Below are 15,132 nucleotides of genomic sequence, written 5' to 3'. Positions count from 1 at the left end.
TGGTTTAAGGTTTGATGCACTGTTTATGCTAAGTCATAGACAGTGCATGAATTATAATGGGGATTGCATATGAAAAGAATTCGCAACTGTAGGATAGGTAACATTATTTTGAAGATTTTCTTGATAAGTACGCTGGCTTTTGCCTGCTATTATTTGAGAGATCTTTTTCAAAGTCCGTTTGGGTTCAGCGGATTCAGGGACAATCCATCGATTTTTGTCGTAAAAATACTTCTGATAATTACTGTAGAATCGATCCTTTTCTGGATAGGAATAATTCTGGTTTACATAAATTGCAGACAGCTTGGCGTTAAATGGAGAGCACTGGGCATCTTTTTTGGAATGGTGCCGATACTCAACCTTATTATGCTTGGTAAGATCATTAAGACTGCAGATGATGAAGTTAGATTTGAATCTGCGAAGATGAAGATAGATGCTGAAAGAAAAGCTGATAAGATATGCAAGACAAAGTATCCCATCCTGTTGGTTCACGGGGTTTTCTTCAGAGACTTTGAACACCTTAATTACTGGGGAAGAGTTCCGCAGGAACTTATAGATAACGGCGCGACTATTTTTTACGGAGAGCACAACAGTGCGGCTACCGTTGAAAAGAGCGGCGAAGAACTGGCAAAGCGTATCAAGGAAATAAAGGCGCAGACGGGATGTGAGAAGGTCAATGTCATAGCTCATTCAAAAGGCGGACTTGATATGAGATATGCAATATCAAAGTGCGGAGCATATGAGGATGTGGCTTCTCTTACAACCATTAACACACCTCACAGAGGATGCGAATTTGCGGATTACCTTCTTGGAAAGATACCGGAAGCGCAGAAGCTTGCGGTTGCAAAGGCATATAATGCAGGAGCTGCCGCACTCGGAGATGTTGATCCCGATTTTATCGGCGCTGTAACAGACCTTACACACGAGGCATGTGAGAAGCGAAATGAAGAACTTCCCGACAGAGAAGAAGTTTACTATCAGTCTGTTGGTTCGATTCAGACAAGGCCGCTTGCGGGAAGATTTCCTCTCAATATGTCATATCTTCTCGTTAAATTTTTTGACGGGAAAAATGACGGACTCGTCGGAGAAAAATCTTTTCCCTGGGGCAGTGATTTCAGGATGCTTGTGCCCAAAGGAAGAAGGGGAATATCTCACGGCGATATGATAGACCTTAACCGCGAAAATATTAAGGATTTCGATGTCAGAGAATTTTATGTAAACCTCGTAGAAGAACTGAGACTCAAAGGATTTTAAGATTTATAATTCCTCCTGTTCAGAAAAGAAAAAACGGAATATAATGTTCATAAGATTTTTATTTCGTTCTCTCATCATTGTTCGATGGTCTTTTTCATATGTTATTTATGAAATAATTACAGCACGCTGATTCATTACGATCGTACGGAGGTAAGGCATATGAAGAGAAAAGCGCTGAGGGTAATTCTCACATGGGGAATGATTGCAGTTTTTTTGATCGGATGCAGCGAAAATATAGCCGATAGTATGCTCAAGAAAAGCTCTGTCAGAGATGGTGCCGATGATGAAGATGTTCAGGTGGTCACGGTGTGGAGTGATAATGCACATGAACAGTCTGTAAGGGAGGCTCAGATTGAGGAGTTCAACAATACGATAGGTAAGCAGGAGGGCATCAGAATCGATTATACCGTCTACGGTACAGATTATGCAGATGTCATCAACGTTGCTCTTATGGCAAATGAAGGGCCGGATCTGTTCAGACCTTTATCCAATACTTTTGCTGAAAACGTGAATGCGGGATATGCGGTTCCGATATCTGAACTTGAGGGCAGCGATTCACTTCTTTCAAGATATGATAAGGAAGATCTTCTTATAGGCGATCAGGTCTTTGGAGGCAAGATCTATACGCTTCCGTACAACCTTCAGTCGTACAAGATGATCATAAACAAAGATCTTTTTGACAAAGCGGGAATAAGCATATATCCCAAGACATGGGATGATGTGAGAAAAGATGCGAAGCTGATCACGGATGTATCAAATGGTGACGCATACGGTTATTTTCTTGCATTTCAGAGCGGATGGACGATAGATCATTATATTTACAGTGTTTCTTCCGCTTCGCTGGGACATTTTGGCTATGATGCCGTGAGCGGAACATACAGATATTCGGACGGACTTCCGATTATTGAAAATATCCTCGGAATGATCGAAGACGGCAGTGTTTTTCCGGGATATGAGAATATGGATGCGGATACTGCAAGAGCACAGTTTTCTGCAGGCAAAGTCGGTATTGTTATGGCTGCCTGCTTTGATGTTGCCGTATATACAGAACAGTTTCCGGCAAAATGTAACTGGGTCGTATGCGATCCGCCGGCAATAGACAGTTCCGGGTATTCATACAAAGAGATGGTAACGCCGGTAGATCTGTTGGCTGTTGCAAAAAAATCGCTTGAAGCAAAGGATACCTCCAAGATTGCTCGCGTTCTTGAATGGTTTTACGCTGATGAAAATCTTGTGGAGATGTATGAGAAAGGAATGTATCTTCCGTACAGAAAAGAAGTGCTTGATATGGCCGGGGAGTCTAAGGTCAAAGGCTGGAAAGAGTTTGTTACGTTCCGAGATAATCAGTTCGTTGTTCGAATGGCAGATCCTAAGGGCGTCATATCTTATGAGGGACTTTCTGCGAGAGAGACGATCATAAAGCTTCTTTCAGGAGGCTATTCGGAAGATGCGGAGGCAGTGTTGCAAGATCTGGATACAAGGCTAAATCGCGGTCTTGCCAGACTTGATGATGAGGTTATAAATGAATATGTTGCTCCTCCGAGCTATAAAGTTGAAAGAGATTAGCATGTGTTTGAAGCGGCTTATCTTACAATTTAGTAAGATAAGTCCTTTTTTTCGTAAATGTACTTGACATACTTCGGCTGGCGTAGTAATTTGTACTACGACAGTCAAAGTATACTAATATAACAATTATTGAATATCAAAAAAGGATAGACCTTATATGAAAAAACTTGTTGAGATCAAGGATGTATGCAAGATATACAATCCCGGAGAAAACGAAGTAAGGGCATTGAATCATGTAAATCTGACCATCGGTGAAGGCGAGCTTGTTGCGATAATCGGCCAGTCAGGTTCAGGTAAGTCGACACTTATGAACATGCTTGGATGCCTTGATACTCCCACGAGCGGTAAATATTTCCTCCACGGACATGATGTATCCCATATGACGGATGATGAACAATCGGATATCAGAAACAGAGAGATCGGTTTCATCTTTCAGGGATTCAACCTCATTCAGTCACTTACGGCGATGGAAAATGTAGAACTTCCGCTTATTTACAGAGGAGTGGGTAAAAAAGAACGAGAACGCCTCGCTGATGCTGCTCTTAACAGCGTGGGACTTGAGAAGAGAAAGACGCACAGACCAAACGAGATGTCGGGAGGACAGCAGCAGAGAGTTGCGATAGCAAGAGCTATAGCACAGGCGCCGCCGATACTTCTTGCGGACGAGCCTACGGGTAACCTTGACTCGGCTTCAAGTAAGGAAATCATGAAGATAATAAAGAGGCTGTATGCAGAGGGCAGAACGGTCATCATTATCACTCACGATCCGGGTATTGCCGCACAGGCAAAACGAATCATAACAATCTCTGACGGAATGATTCAGAGTGACATTATAAATCCTGATTACAAAGAAGATTAAGGAGCTGAGAAAATGGCAGACAATAAAGAGTTAAACAAAGAAGTGGAAAATAAAGAAGAAAAAAAGGTTTCCGCTGCGGAGAGCAATAACGAGATTAAAGAGACAACAGGCAGCAGTGTAGAAATTTACGATGAATATGATGAAGATGAAATTGAGCAGTCGGCAAAGCCCAAAAAGAAGATCAAGAAAAAATGGATAGTAATCGGCGTAGTGGCTCTTCTTCTTATCTTTTTCATTGTAAAAGGTGTTTTGGGAGCCAAGAATGCCGTAACGATCGTTGAAACGGCAGATATCAAGAAGGGAACAATTGAGAATATTCTCTCTGTTTCAGGAACTGTTGAAAGTGCTGAGACAAAGAGTTATTTCGCAGATGTTGCTGCACCCGTTGAAAAGCTTAATGTCAAGGTTGGTGATAAGGTTTCAAACGGCGATGTGCTCTATACTTTCAATGAAAAAGAGCTTAATCTTGCAGAGAAGCAGGCTCAGCTTGCAATCAAACAGGCTAAGGGTTCATACAGTGCTCTTTTCCCCGAGACCGCAGCTGCTGACAGAAAGTATGCTGAAGGCATGAACGCGCAGCAGATCAATGACAGGATTGATGCGATTACAGCAGAGATCAATGCTTTGAATGATAAGATCACAGAGAAGACAAATCGTATGGAAAAGACACTTTCAGATCTTAACAAGACAAAGCTCGATCTTGACCAGGATGGCGTGCTTGACGGAACGGAAGAGGATTTCGATTATAACGAGAGAAGAGAAAACGACGAGCAGGTTGCACTTGCTTTGAATGAAGCAATCGCTGATGTAAATTATGCAATCGCTCATGATTCTGAGATAAAGGGCTGGAACGATCAGATCACAAACCTTAAAGAGGAGCAGTCTCATCTTACAACAGCAAAAGCTTCTCAGGTAAACGGCGGACAGGTTCAGTCCACAAAGGCATCACTTGAAACAGCACAGCTTACTCAGGGAGATGCTATCGCAAAACTGGAGGCTGCAAAGGGTGGCGTTAAGGCTGATTTTAACGGTGTTGTTACAGAGGTCGATATCGTAGAAGGTGCTACAGTTGCAAGCGGAACAAAGATTGTTACACTTGCAAACCTTGATGACGTTCAGGTAAATGTTCAGGTGTCAAAGACAGATCTTCCCAAGATCTCGGTAGGCCAGAAGGTTGATATCAAGATCAACGGTAAAGATTACAACGGTGAGATCTTACAGATCTCAGGTTCTGCCACAAAAAATGCCAACGGTGTAGCTGTTGTAGATACCAAGATCAAAGTTACAAATCCTGATAAAGACATAATCCTCGGAGTAGAGGCAAACAACAAGATTCATGCCGAGAAGGCTGATAATACCATTGTTCTTCCTTATGAGTATGTAGTTACGGATGCAGAGGGTGATTATGTATTTGTTCTTGAGAACGGAACAGCCGTAAAGAAACCTGTTAAGATCGGCATCTCAACAAGTACGGAAGCTCAGATCACAGAAGGCCTTACAGAAAATGACAAGGTAATAACAACAAATCTTGATACGCTTACTGACGGAATGCCGGTAGCGGTTATGGAAGCGAAGAATGAGTAAATTAGGTGAGTATATAAAAAGTGCTATAAAGCAGATGAAGCATAACGGCTACAGGACGCTTATGACAATGCTTGGTATTGTCATAGGTATAGCGGCTGTTATTGCGGTGGTTGCTCTCGGTAACGGAATGAAGCAGTACGTTAAAGACCAGATCAACGGAATATACGGTAATTACGGTGTGATCAGCATCGATACGTCGAAGACTACCGACTTTTTTACCCGGGATGATATTTCTCTGCTAAAGGAAGAGTTACCTGATATAAAAGGTGCATCGCCGGATTATTACGTTGGAGGAAAGGTTAAGGGACCCAGAGGAACGTTCCTTGCTTCTGTAGAGAGCGGAACGGAAGTGATTGAATATCAATATCCAAATAAAATTATCAAGGGAAGTTATTTCACTCAGCAGCAGGTGGAATCAGCTCAGAGAGTATGCGTTATGCTGCAAAATGATGCAAAAAAGCTCTTTGGAACCGATGAATGTCTGGGAAAAGAGATAGAACTATTAATAGACGGAAAATCAGCTAATTATACCGTTGTTGGCATCAGAGATAATACAAATGAGATGTATGATTTCTTTACACAGGATATGGACTATTCAGCTACGATTGAGGTTCCGTATACATCGTTTGCTTCAGATTACGGGTACGATATAGGTAAATGGTCTCAGCTGTATCTTTTCACAGATCAGGATGTCTTACAGCAAAGATGCGATGAGGCACAGGTCATACTTACAAATGCGCATGGGCTTAGAGGAGCAAATGCAATTTCTTCTTACAGCATGGCGGACATGTCGGATTCAATTGATACGATTATGAGCAAAGCAAGTACATTCCTTATCCTTGTTGCATTTATATCGCTTCTCGTTGGTGGAATTGGCATTATGAATATCATGCTCGTGTCTGTAACGGAGAGAACAAGGGAAATAGGAATAAGAAAATCCATCGGTGCAAGAACGGGAGCGATAACCATGCAGTTTTTGTCTGAGGCGGCAATCCTTACGCTTTCGGGCGGAGTACTTGGAATTATACTTGGAATAGTTCTTGCAAGAGTGATGTGCAAGATGATCAATATGCCGCTTTTCATTCCACCTACAGCGATAGTGGGAGCAGCATTATTTTCAATAATGGTAGGCCTTGTCTTCGGTCTTTATCCTGCAAGAAAGGCTGCAAAAATGAAACCGATTGATGCATTGAGAGTGTGAAAATATGGGAAAAGCAGGAGAATATTTAAAAAGTGCGATTGCAAGCATACGAAATAATAAGGGAAGATCGCTTCTTACAATGCTTGGAATCATAATAGGTATAGCGTCGGTACTTACGATCCTCGTTATCGGAGACGGTCTTAAGGCTACCGCCAACGGGCAGTTTGAAGACATGGATGTTTTGACGATAGATGTATCTATTGATGAGAGCAAGACCGATAAGTGCTTTACGCCTGAAAATATGGCTGCCGTAGAGCGCAGTATGGGTAATATATACGGATTTGGACCGAGTGTAAATATGTTTGGAACGTCTGACGGGAAAAAAGATTCTTACAGTCTGTATTTTACCGGAGTAAGTGATGTGAAGCGTTTTACCACTGGAAATAAGATTGTGCACGGGCGCTATTTTACCCGCGATGATGTTGATGAATGTAATTATGTGTGCGTTATAAGCCAAGGGGCTGCAGTTGCATTGTTTGGGTATGAAGAGGCTGTCGGAGAAACGTTTGAAGCCACTGTCGGTGAAAAGACGAAGGAATTCACCGTAGTCGGTATCAGAGAGGATACTTCGATGGATAAGGCGTATGCAGGTCAGTATGGAAACGATCCGATATTTATGCCTGATATACCATATACTGTTGTCCCTGATATGTGCGACAAGGACGTAAATAACATGTTTACTTCGGCATCTGCATATGTGCACAAAGACAATAAAGATGAAGCCCAAGCCAAGATAAAGAGTGTTGTAGAGAATGTCATGGGGCTTAGAGGCGAAAGTGCGATTAAAGTTAAATCGACGGAAGGAATGGACACCGTATCGGAGACTATCCTTGATGTAATAACATCAGTAGTAAGTCTTATAGCGAGTATCTCTCTTCTGGTCGGAGGTATCGGTGTTATGAATATCATGACGGTATCTGTTACCGAGAGAACGAGAGAGATCGGAATAAGGAAATCCCTTGGTGCAAGGACATCTTCAATCCTCACGCAGTTCCTTGCCGAGGCATCAATCCTTACATCCATCGGTGGAATCATCGGCATAATCTTAGGTCTTTTATTTGCCAAACTTGCCTGCATGGTGGCCGGATTCGGCTTTGTAGTCAATCCTTTTCTTATAGCAGGTGTCGTTGCAATCTCAACCGGAATAGGCCTGTTTTTTGGTATCTACCCCGCAAGGCGTGCCGCCAAGCTCAATCCTATCGATGCACTCAGGAGTGAGTAATTGATAGGGGTGTTTCATTGAACACTATAAAAACAGGATAATCTTTTAATGAATGCGTCGCATTATCGTGGTATACTAAAATGGATGAAAGTATTATGGGGTGCGGCGTGAGAGAGATAGTTGAGAGAATTTTACAGGGAAAATATGAGTATGCGGAGAAGAAATTAGATTTTTCAACTCCGCGTATTGAGCTTTTGGTTAGTTCAGGTGAAACTTCCGAAGGCTCTTTTACCATATTCGGACCTGAAGATAAGCTGGTTACCGGAAAAGTAAGCTCCACTGAGATCAGGATGGAGGTTCTCACCGAGAATTTTTCCGGTTCTCCTTATGAAGTATCTTATAGATTCAATTCCCGTGGGCTTTCGCAGGGCGATGTGCTCAAGGGAGATTTTCGAATTGTATCAAATCAGGGAGAGTACGTTCTCCCTTTCGTTGTCACGGTAAGGCATGAGCAGATTGCATCAAGCCTTGGTGACATCAAGAATCTTTTTCATTTTGCAAATTTGGCAAAGACTGATTGGGAAGAGGCAATCGACCTCTTTTATTCAAGTGACTTTATTTCAATATTTAAGGGAAATGACGAGCAGTACGAGAGCCTTTACAGAGGACTTTCCTGCGTGCCCGGAAATGAGCAGAACGTAGAGGAGTTTCTTATTGCGATAAGTAAGAAGCGCCCGATGAGTTTTTTGCTTGATCAAAAGGAACTTGTGATTGACTATACCGGACTTCCGCACGATAACGGTATTCTCATAACAAGGAACGGCTGGGGCTACAGCAGATTAAGTATTCTGGTTGAAGGCGAATTCATCATGCTCGATAAATACGAGATAACGGAAGATGATTTTACCGGAAGCAGCTGCCATCTCAAGCTTCGTCTTAGGACAGAGAAGCTTCACAGCGGCAATAATTTCGGAAAGATTGTCTTTTGCAATGCTTTCTTCAAGGTGGAACTTCCTGTTACGGTTTCGGTGAATCTTACGGGAAAACATCCTTCCGCCGCTTATCAGGAGAAGAAGAAACTCGTGGTTCAGCTCGTTAAGACATATGAGAGTTTTAGGTGCAAGAAGATAACTTCGAGAGTGTGGGTTTCCGAGACGGGCAAAATAATATCCAAGATGAACGCTCTTGATGATAAGGATATTGAGTTTAGGCTCTATACGGCTCAATATTATATAACTGCGGGCAGAGTTAACGAAGGTAAGTGGATTCTCGACCAGCTCGCAATGGAAGTTGAAAATGTACCGGGGGATGTGCTCTACAGCTATCATCTTTATTTGACATCTCTTTGCAGCAAAGAGGACAGGGTTATAAATGACGTCTCCGAAAGGCTTGAAGGGATATTTAGAAGAAATCCCGACAACTGGCGAATTGCCTGGCTCCTTCAATATGTGAGCGAAGACCATGTGATGAGCGGCCAGAGAAAGTGGATGATGATCGGCGAGCAGCTTTCACACGGCTGTATGAGTCCTATTTTGTACCTTGAGGGAATGAATATTTTAAACGAAGCGCCTTCAATCCTCGCAAGGCTTGAGAGTCAGGAACTCAGTATCCTTGAGTACGGGGCAAAAAAAGAGATTTTAAGCCTTAATCTTATCGATCAGGTCGTTTATCTGTCGGCAAGAGTCAGGAACTTTGACAAGAGACTCTTTAGAATACTCAAGGCCTGCTATAAGATAAAGGGAAGCGATGATGTGCTTGAAGCTATCGTATCTCTTTTGATAAAGGGCGGAGTGACCGACAGGTACGCGTTTGAGTGGTATGAAAAGGGCGTTGACAGGGAGCTTAGGATAACGAGGCTGTATGAGTATTATATGATGTCCATTTATGTAAAAGATGACGGACAGCTTCCTTGCGAGATAAGCAGGATGGTTCTCATGTATTTCTCGTATCAGAGCACTCTTGAATATGATAAAAATGCAATCCTTTACAGATATATACATGAAAGACGCCAGGAGTATCCGGAACTTTACGATACCTATGTGCCTCAGATCGAGAAGTATCTTATGGCGCAGCTTGATAAAGGGCGCGTGGGAAGAGACCTTGGATATCTTTATAAAAATCTTTTGACCAAGCAGATGGTTGATGCTTCCAATGCATCCAAAGTTCTTGCGGTTCTTTATACATCTGAGATAAAGACTGACAATCAGAAGATGTGCGGAGTTTGCGTAATATACGATAAGTGCGCGAAAGAGATGCGCTATCCGATGAGCGGAGGACGTGCATTTGTGCCGTTGTACGGAAGCGATTATACGGTTCTTTTGGTAGACCATGATGAAAACAGGTATGCGGTGAGCGTGCCTTATTCCAATATCAAGATGATGATTCCCGGTAAGCTATCGGGATATGCGATTCCTTACATTCAGAAGGGAAGAGAGAATCTTGATCTGTTTTTGTGCGATCTTGGCAAAAACGCGTACACCATCGATATGGAGAATGTCGGAAGGTACAGAGACCTTGCCGAGTCGGAGTTTGTAAAAAAGGAATACAGAAACGAGATACAGAGCAGTCTTGTGAGATTTTATTACGACAATGATTTTACAAGGCAGCTTACGGAGTATCTTTTGGCCATCGATCCCATCAGCATGGAGGGGCATGAGCGCAGCGAGATCATAGAGCTTATGGTTCTCGGCGGTCTGTGCGATAAGGCGCTTGAGTGGATGGGAACTTACGGAACGTATGGAATAGACGCCAAAGTGATACTTAGAATGTGCAACAGACTCCTTGATAAGGATGATCTGGGTGTTTCGGCAAAAGAGATCGAGATAGCCTACTACGCATTTGTAAACGGCAAGTATGACGAGCAGCTTCTTAAGTATCTTGAGAAGAATTTTTCGGGAACCGTAAAAGAGATGAGAGATATATGGAAAGCTGCGGAAGCTTTTGGTATAGATACTTATTCTCTTTCGGAGAGGATGCTTGTTCAGATGCTTTTCAGCGGTTCATATATCGGTGAAAAGATAGATATTTTCAAGTCATATGTGCGAAGCGGAGCAAATGCGGACATTGAGATGGCATTTTTGTCACTTGGGGCATACGACTATTTTGTGCACGGAAGTGTTACCGACAGGTATATCTTTGAGAGGATAGAGGCTTTGGCGGTTCAGGAGCTTCCTATACAGGATGTGTGCAAGCTTGCATATCTCAGATATTATGCTACGGAAAAGAGCTCCGAGGAGACGGTAAACAAAGACGTCGCAAAGGTATTTATAAAGAGCCTTATGGCAAACAATATATATTTCCCGTTCTATCTTGAGTATTCGGAAATTGTTCCGGAACTTTCGCATTTTGCGGATAAGACGATGCTTGAATACCGCACGGAGCCGGGAACTCACTGCCACATTCACTACAGACTTGCGGGTGAAGAGGACAATGAGTACCACAGCATCGAACTTCAGGAGATGTACGAGGGAATTTATGTCTGTGCTTTCGTTCTTTTTTTCGGAGAACAGCTTCAGTATTACATTACCGAGGATAAGGAAGACAACGAGGATGCTCTTACAGAGAGCGGAACTATCCAAAAGAGTGATATTACAAAGAATCAGAGCGACAGCAACAGCAGATACAGTCTTATCAATGACATTATGATAGGAGAGACGCTTCAGGATTACGATACTGTGGATAAGCTCCTTGCGGAATATCATAATAAGAACTTTGTCTGCAACGGTATTTTTAAACCGATACAGGAAAAAAGAAACAGTGAAGAGTAAGAGGAAGATATAAAATGCTTTTTGGAAATTCTGAGGAAAGACGTTTTGTACTTGGATATGATCTGGGAGAGAAGGTCTCACAGATAAGTTTTCTGGCATCAGATGCGGATATGCCGGAAACTTTATCGGTGCTTGCAGGATCCGAACTTTATAATATTCCTACCGTTCTTTGCAAAAAAAATGATGTAAACCAGTGGTTCTACGGAAAAGAGGCTGTGCGTCACATAGAGGAACAGGACGGACTTCCGGTATACGGCCTTGTGAGCGCCGCAAGGGAGGGAAAGCCTGTGGCTGTCGGAGACGGCGAATACGATCCGATAGCTCTTTTGACCTTATTTATAAAAAGAAGTCTGTCGCTTTTGTCAATGGAACTTTCTCTCGATAATGTCGAGGCGATAATGTTTACCACGAGGTCTCTTGATCACAGGATGATTCAGGTTTTGAATGCCGTGACGTCGGCGCTTGAGTTTAAGACTGAGAATATCTTTTATCAGAGCCACGAGGAAAGTTTTTACAATTATATGCTGTATCAGCCGGAAGAACTTATGAATCACACGGTTGTCGCATGTGACTTTGATATGGAGACGCTGAGAGTGTACGAGATGTCTCTTAATCACAATACGACGCCCGTTGTTGCGACGATTGAAGAGAGCACCTATGATGAGCTTAAGTTTTCTGCGGACGGATTTCCCAAAGAGGGTGCGGCATATCACAAGATGTGCGAGAGGCTTGACGATGAATTTTTGACCGTGATGCAGAAGGTGTGCAGTGAGAAGATTATCTCGACTGTATTTCTTTTGGGCGATGGTTTCAGAGAGAAATGGCAGAAGAGGTCGCTTGAGTTTTTGTGCAGGACAAGAAGAGTTTTTCAGGGAAACAACATGTTCAGCAAGGGCGCAAGTATTGCGGCGAGGGAGAGGATAAATCCCACAAAGCCGGTGAAATTTGTTTTTCTGGGTGAAGATAAGCTAAAGTCCAATCTTGGAATAAATCTTTTAAAATGCGGAACGGAAGTGTACTGTGCACTTCTTGATGCGGGAATAAACTGGTACGAAGCCGAGACGGGAATGGATATCATCATGGATCAGAGCGGAATACTTAATATCCAGGTGACGCCTCTTACAGGCAAGATGCCGAAGATGGTGCAGCTCTATCTTGACGGACTTGAGAAGAGGCCGCCCGGAACAACGAGGCTGAGGATTTTGATGAACATGAATTCTGTCAGCGAAGTGAACGTGAGAGTTGTTGATATGGGATTTGGAGAACTTTTCCCTGCATCCGGCAAATCATGGGAACAGATCATAGAACTTTAATGAAAGTGGGCAGCAGATATGAATAAACCGATATTGTGCATAGGAACATACGCGCAAACGCCGTTTCATATGGAAAAAATTGGCAGGAATGTCTTTTGCATAGAGGAATTGTGCTATTGCATTGTACAGAATGCTTTTTTGCTCGATGAAGAGAGTTTTGGAGACGATCTTTTTACATGGATAGACAAGGAATGTTCGCTTGTGAAACTTGCCGACGAGCTTAGAGGTATGGCTTCGAAGAAGTGCTCGGTTGCGGCGCTTGCGGGAACAATCCTTGATTATGTCGGCTACAATACGCGCAAGGAGATTGAACGCACAGAGAGCATACTTCGTGAAAATGCGGGGATGGATATTTACAGCAAGAAGCTTGCGAGAGCGGATTTCCTTATGCGGAGCGAGAAGTTCAGTATGGCTTTTAAGGAATATGAGTTTTTGCTTGAGAATACGCCGGATATCGATCTTGCGATCAGAGCGAGGATTGAGCACAACGAAGGTGTGATGTATGCGAGACTTTTTCTTTTCGACAGAGCGGCGGAGCTGTTCATGAAGGCCTATGAAGACGGTAAGGATGAGGAGTCGTATATTCAGTATCTTGCGGCGCTTCGTATGAAGATGTCGGATGAAGAGTATGTTAAGTTTGTCGCTGAGGATAAGAAAGCATATGAAACTTCTCTGGAACTTGAGAAGAGGATGAATGAGTGTGCGGATCTGTATGCTGCAAGCGATGAGAATCACGTGATCGGAACGCTTGGTGTATATAAGGCTGAGGGGAAGATGCACGAGTATTATGAGAAAATCGGTGAACTTACCGAGAGTATAAAGGCAAAGTACAGGGAGACTGTCAAGGAAAAGACCGCCGGCTCAAGGAGATGAGCAGGTTCCGAATGAATATGTTGTTTGCCGGATGCGGCAATGGGAGTAAAGAATGGGGTTTTGGGACAAGATTTTTCATAAGTCCGCAGCCGATGAGTGGAAAAAACAGCAGGCTGAGCTTGAGAACTGGAGTGACATAGTTTATACGAGAAAAGATCTCGATATGAACGATCCGGTTCAGAGAAGAGAATATATTGGAAGCTGCCTTCAGCAGATGGAGGAAGCTGCGAGAGAGCTAGATGCTCTTGAATTTGAGTACAACGATGTCACGAGTCATCTGCGGGACATGGAGGAAATCAATGCGCTTCCGCCCGAGCAGAGGAAAGAGATTGACGACTGCGCCAGAAAGATTGTTGAGGCAAGGGAATTTCAGGAGAAGTTTGACAAGAGAAAGAGCAGGATGACGGACGAAGAGTTTGAACGTATGGACAGACTCAAGGACAATGCGAAGGAAGCATCCGAGAAACTTCTCGAAGCGGAAACTTTCCAGAAGAAGATAAAGAATGATCTTAAGCGTCTTGATTCTGAGCATGAGGCTTATATTTTCAGAGAAGACGATCTTAACGAAACTATTGAAAATTCGAAGAAACTGACCATTACCGTGGGCGTTGTTCTTGTGGTTATGATAGTTTTTCTTTTGATACTCCAGTTTGCATTAAAGCTTAATGTTATCTATGGCTATATGATGCTGATCCTTCTTGCGGCAATCGCGATAACGGTGCTATATGTGCAGAGTACCAACGCGCAGGTTGAGCTTAAGAATGTGAAGAAGTCGATATCAAGGCTTATAATGCTGCAAAATCAGGTTAAGGTAAGATATGTAAACAATACAAATCTGCTTGATTATCTTCGCATGAAGTACAGGGTCATGAGTTCATCGGAACTTACGGAACTTTATAACAAGTATCTCAGAGAGCGCAAGGAACGTGAGAAAATCGAAGATGCCAGAAGGCTTCTGGATTCAAATCAGAAGGATCTCATCTATATGCTAAGGCACTTTAGGGTACGCGACCCCGAGATCTGGATTCATCAGGCAGAGGCGCTTCTTAGTCATAACGAAGAAGTTGAGATAAGGCACAGCCTTAATGTACGCCGTCAGTCTTTGAGAAAGCGCATGGAATACAACAAGGACATCGTTGCAGGCAATGCCAAGAACGAAGTGGAAGATATGGCGCGCCAGTACCCTGAGTACGCGCAGGAAATCCTCGATATGGTTTCGAAGTATGAGGATAGGGAGTGAAGCCTGGGAGCTGGGGCCTGAACGGGCTTCTGGCGTGGCTTTTGGCGGGGGCTTTTTGAAAGGCTTTCGAAGCGGGGCTTTGGTGGAGTTTTTTTGTATGTGACGGGGGTCTTTTTTGGTGGGTGTCTTTTGTATGTGACGGAGGTCTATTTTTGCGGGGATATGACTTTTTTGATGATTATATGCTGAAAAAGTCATGAGAATGTGGCGAAAATCCTCGTTGACCATCGCTTAGAAGGGAGATGGTATGACCTTTTTTAAAGAAAGTGCAATAAAAAGTCATGAGAAAGCAGTGAAAACCATCGCTTAGAAGGGA

10 protein-coding genes are annotated in these 15,132 nt (G+C 43.1%); all 10 read left to right on the top strand.

Going from position 1 to position 15,132, the window contains the following annotated elements:
- Positions 1-69: 69 nt before the first annotated feature.
- Positions 70-1,251: an esterase/lipase family protein gene (locus BLP87_RS08195; protein ID WP_074462264.1), complete on the top strand. Its 1,182-nt coding sequence runs from the start codon at positions 70-72 to the stop codon at positions 1,249-1,251.
- A 159-nt stretch (positions 1,252-1,410) separates the two neighbouring features.
- Positions 1,411-2,817, top strand: a complete 1,407-nt coding sequence (locus tag BLP87_RS08190; protein WP_074462263.1) for an ABC transporter substrate-binding protein — start codon at positions 1,411-1,413, stop codon at positions 2,815-2,817.
- 157 nt (positions 2,818-2,974) lie between these two features.
- On the top strand, positions 2,975-3,676 hold the full coding sequence (locus BLP87_RS08185; RefSeq protein WP_074462262.1) for an ABC transporter ATP-binding protein: 702 nt from the start codon (positions 2,975-2,977) through the stop codon (positions 3,674-3,676).
- A 12-nt stretch (positions 3,677-3,688) separates the two neighbouring features.
- Complete coding sequence (locus BLP87_RS08180; RefSeq protein WP_074462261.1) at positions 3,689-5,260, top strand: efflux RND transporter periplasmic adaptor subunit; 1,572 nt, start codon at positions 3,689-3,691, stop codon at positions 5,258-5,260.
- The gene (locus tag BLP87_RS08175) at positions 5,253-6,461 is read left to right on the top strand and encodes an ABC transporter permease (RefSeq protein ID WP_074462260.1); all 1,209 of its coding nucleotides are present in this window, start codon (positions 5,253-5,255) and stop codon (positions 6,459-6,461) included. The genes BLP87_RS08180 and BLP87_RS08175 overlap by 8 nt, the downstream gene beginning before the upstream one ends.
- A gap of 4 nt (positions 6,462-6,465) precedes the next feature.
- Positions 6,466-7,683 carry an ABC transporter permease gene (locus BLP87_RS08170; RefSeq protein ID WP_026656896.1) on the top strand — a complete coding sequence of 406 codons (1,218 nt, stop codon included), beginning with the start codon at positions 6,466-6,468 and terminating at the stop codon, positions 7,681-7,683.
- An 80-nt stretch (positions 7,684-7,763) separates the two neighbouring features.
- Positions 7,764-11,390 (top strand): DUF5717 family protein, encoded by a 3,627-nt coding sequence (locus BLP87_RS08165; protein WP_074462259.1) that lies wholly within the window; start codon positions 7,764-7,766, stop codon positions 11,388-11,390.
- A gap of 14 nt (positions 11,391-11,404) precedes the next feature.
- A complete protein-coding gene (locus BLP87_RS08160; RefSeq protein ID WP_074462258.1) occupies positions 11,405-12,703 on the top strand; it encodes a DUF5716 family protein in 1,299 nt (432 codons plus the stop codon).
- An 18-nt stretch (positions 12,704-12,721) separates the two neighbouring features.
- The gene (locus tag BLP87_RS08155) at positions 12,722-13,576 is read left to right on the top strand and encodes a tetratricopeptide repeat protein (RefSeq protein WP_074462257.1); all 855 of its coding nucleotides are present in this window, start codon (positions 12,722-12,724) and stop codon (positions 13,574-13,576) included.
- A 52-nt stretch (positions 13,577-13,628) separates the two neighbouring features.
- Positions 13,629-14,816 (top strand): hypothetical protein, encoded by a 1,188-nt coding sequence (locus BLP87_RS08150; RefSeq protein WP_074462256.1) that lies wholly within the window; start codon positions 13,629-13,631, stop codon positions 14,814-14,816.
- The last annotated feature ends 316 nt before the right edge of the window (positions 14,817-15,132 follow it).

This window comes from Butyrivibrio hungatei, from assembly GCF_900101605.1.
Taxonomy (GTDB): Bacteria; Bacillota; Clostridia; order Lachnospirales; family Lachnospiraceae; genus Butyrivibrio; species Butyrivibrio hungatei_B.
This window is presented reverse-complemented; position numbering and strand designations above follow the sequence as displayed.

Excerpts from the sequence above, each read along its gene's own strand:
- BLP87_RS08195 (WP_074462264.1), top strand. The coding sequence starts at position 70 with ATGAAAAGAATTCGCAACTGTAGGATAGGTAACATTATTTTGAAGATT.
- BLP87_RS08190 (WP_074462263.1), top strand. The coding sequence starts at position 1,411 with ATGAAGAGAAAAGCGCTGAGGGTAATTCTCACATGGGGAATGATTGCA.
- BLP87_RS08185 (WP_074462262.1), top strand. The coding sequence starts at position 2,975 with ATGAAAAAACTTGTTGAGATCAAGGATGTATGCAAGATATACAATCCC.
- BLP87_RS08180 (WP_074462261.1), top strand. The coding sequence starts at position 3,689 with ATGGCAGACAATAAAGAGTTAAACAAAGAAGTGGAAAATAAAGAAGAA.
- BLP87_RS08175 (WP_074462260.1), top strand. The coding sequence starts at position 5,253 with ATGAGTAAATTAGGTGAGTATATAAAAAGTGCTATAAAGCAGATGAAG.
- BLP87_RS08170 (WP_026656896.1), top strand. The coding sequence starts at position 6,466 with ATGGGAAAAGCAGGAGAATATTTAAAAAGTGCGATTGCAAGCATACGA.
- BLP87_RS08165 (WP_074462259.1), top strand. The coding sequence starts at position 7,764 with ATGGATGAAAGTATTATGGGGTGCGGCGTGAGAGAGATAGTTGAGAGA.
- BLP87_RS08160 (WP_074462258.1), top strand. The coding sequence starts at position 11,405 with ATGCTTTTTGGAAATTCTGAGGAAAGACGTTTTGTACTTGGATATGAT.
- BLP87_RS08155 (WP_074462257.1), top strand. The coding sequence starts at position 12,722 with ATGAATAAACCGATATTGTGCATAGGAACATACGCGCAAACGCCGTTT.
- BLP87_RS08150 (WP_074462256.1), top strand. The coding sequence starts at position 13,629 with ATGGGGTTTTGGGACAAGATTTTTCATAAGTCCGCAGCCGATGAGTGG.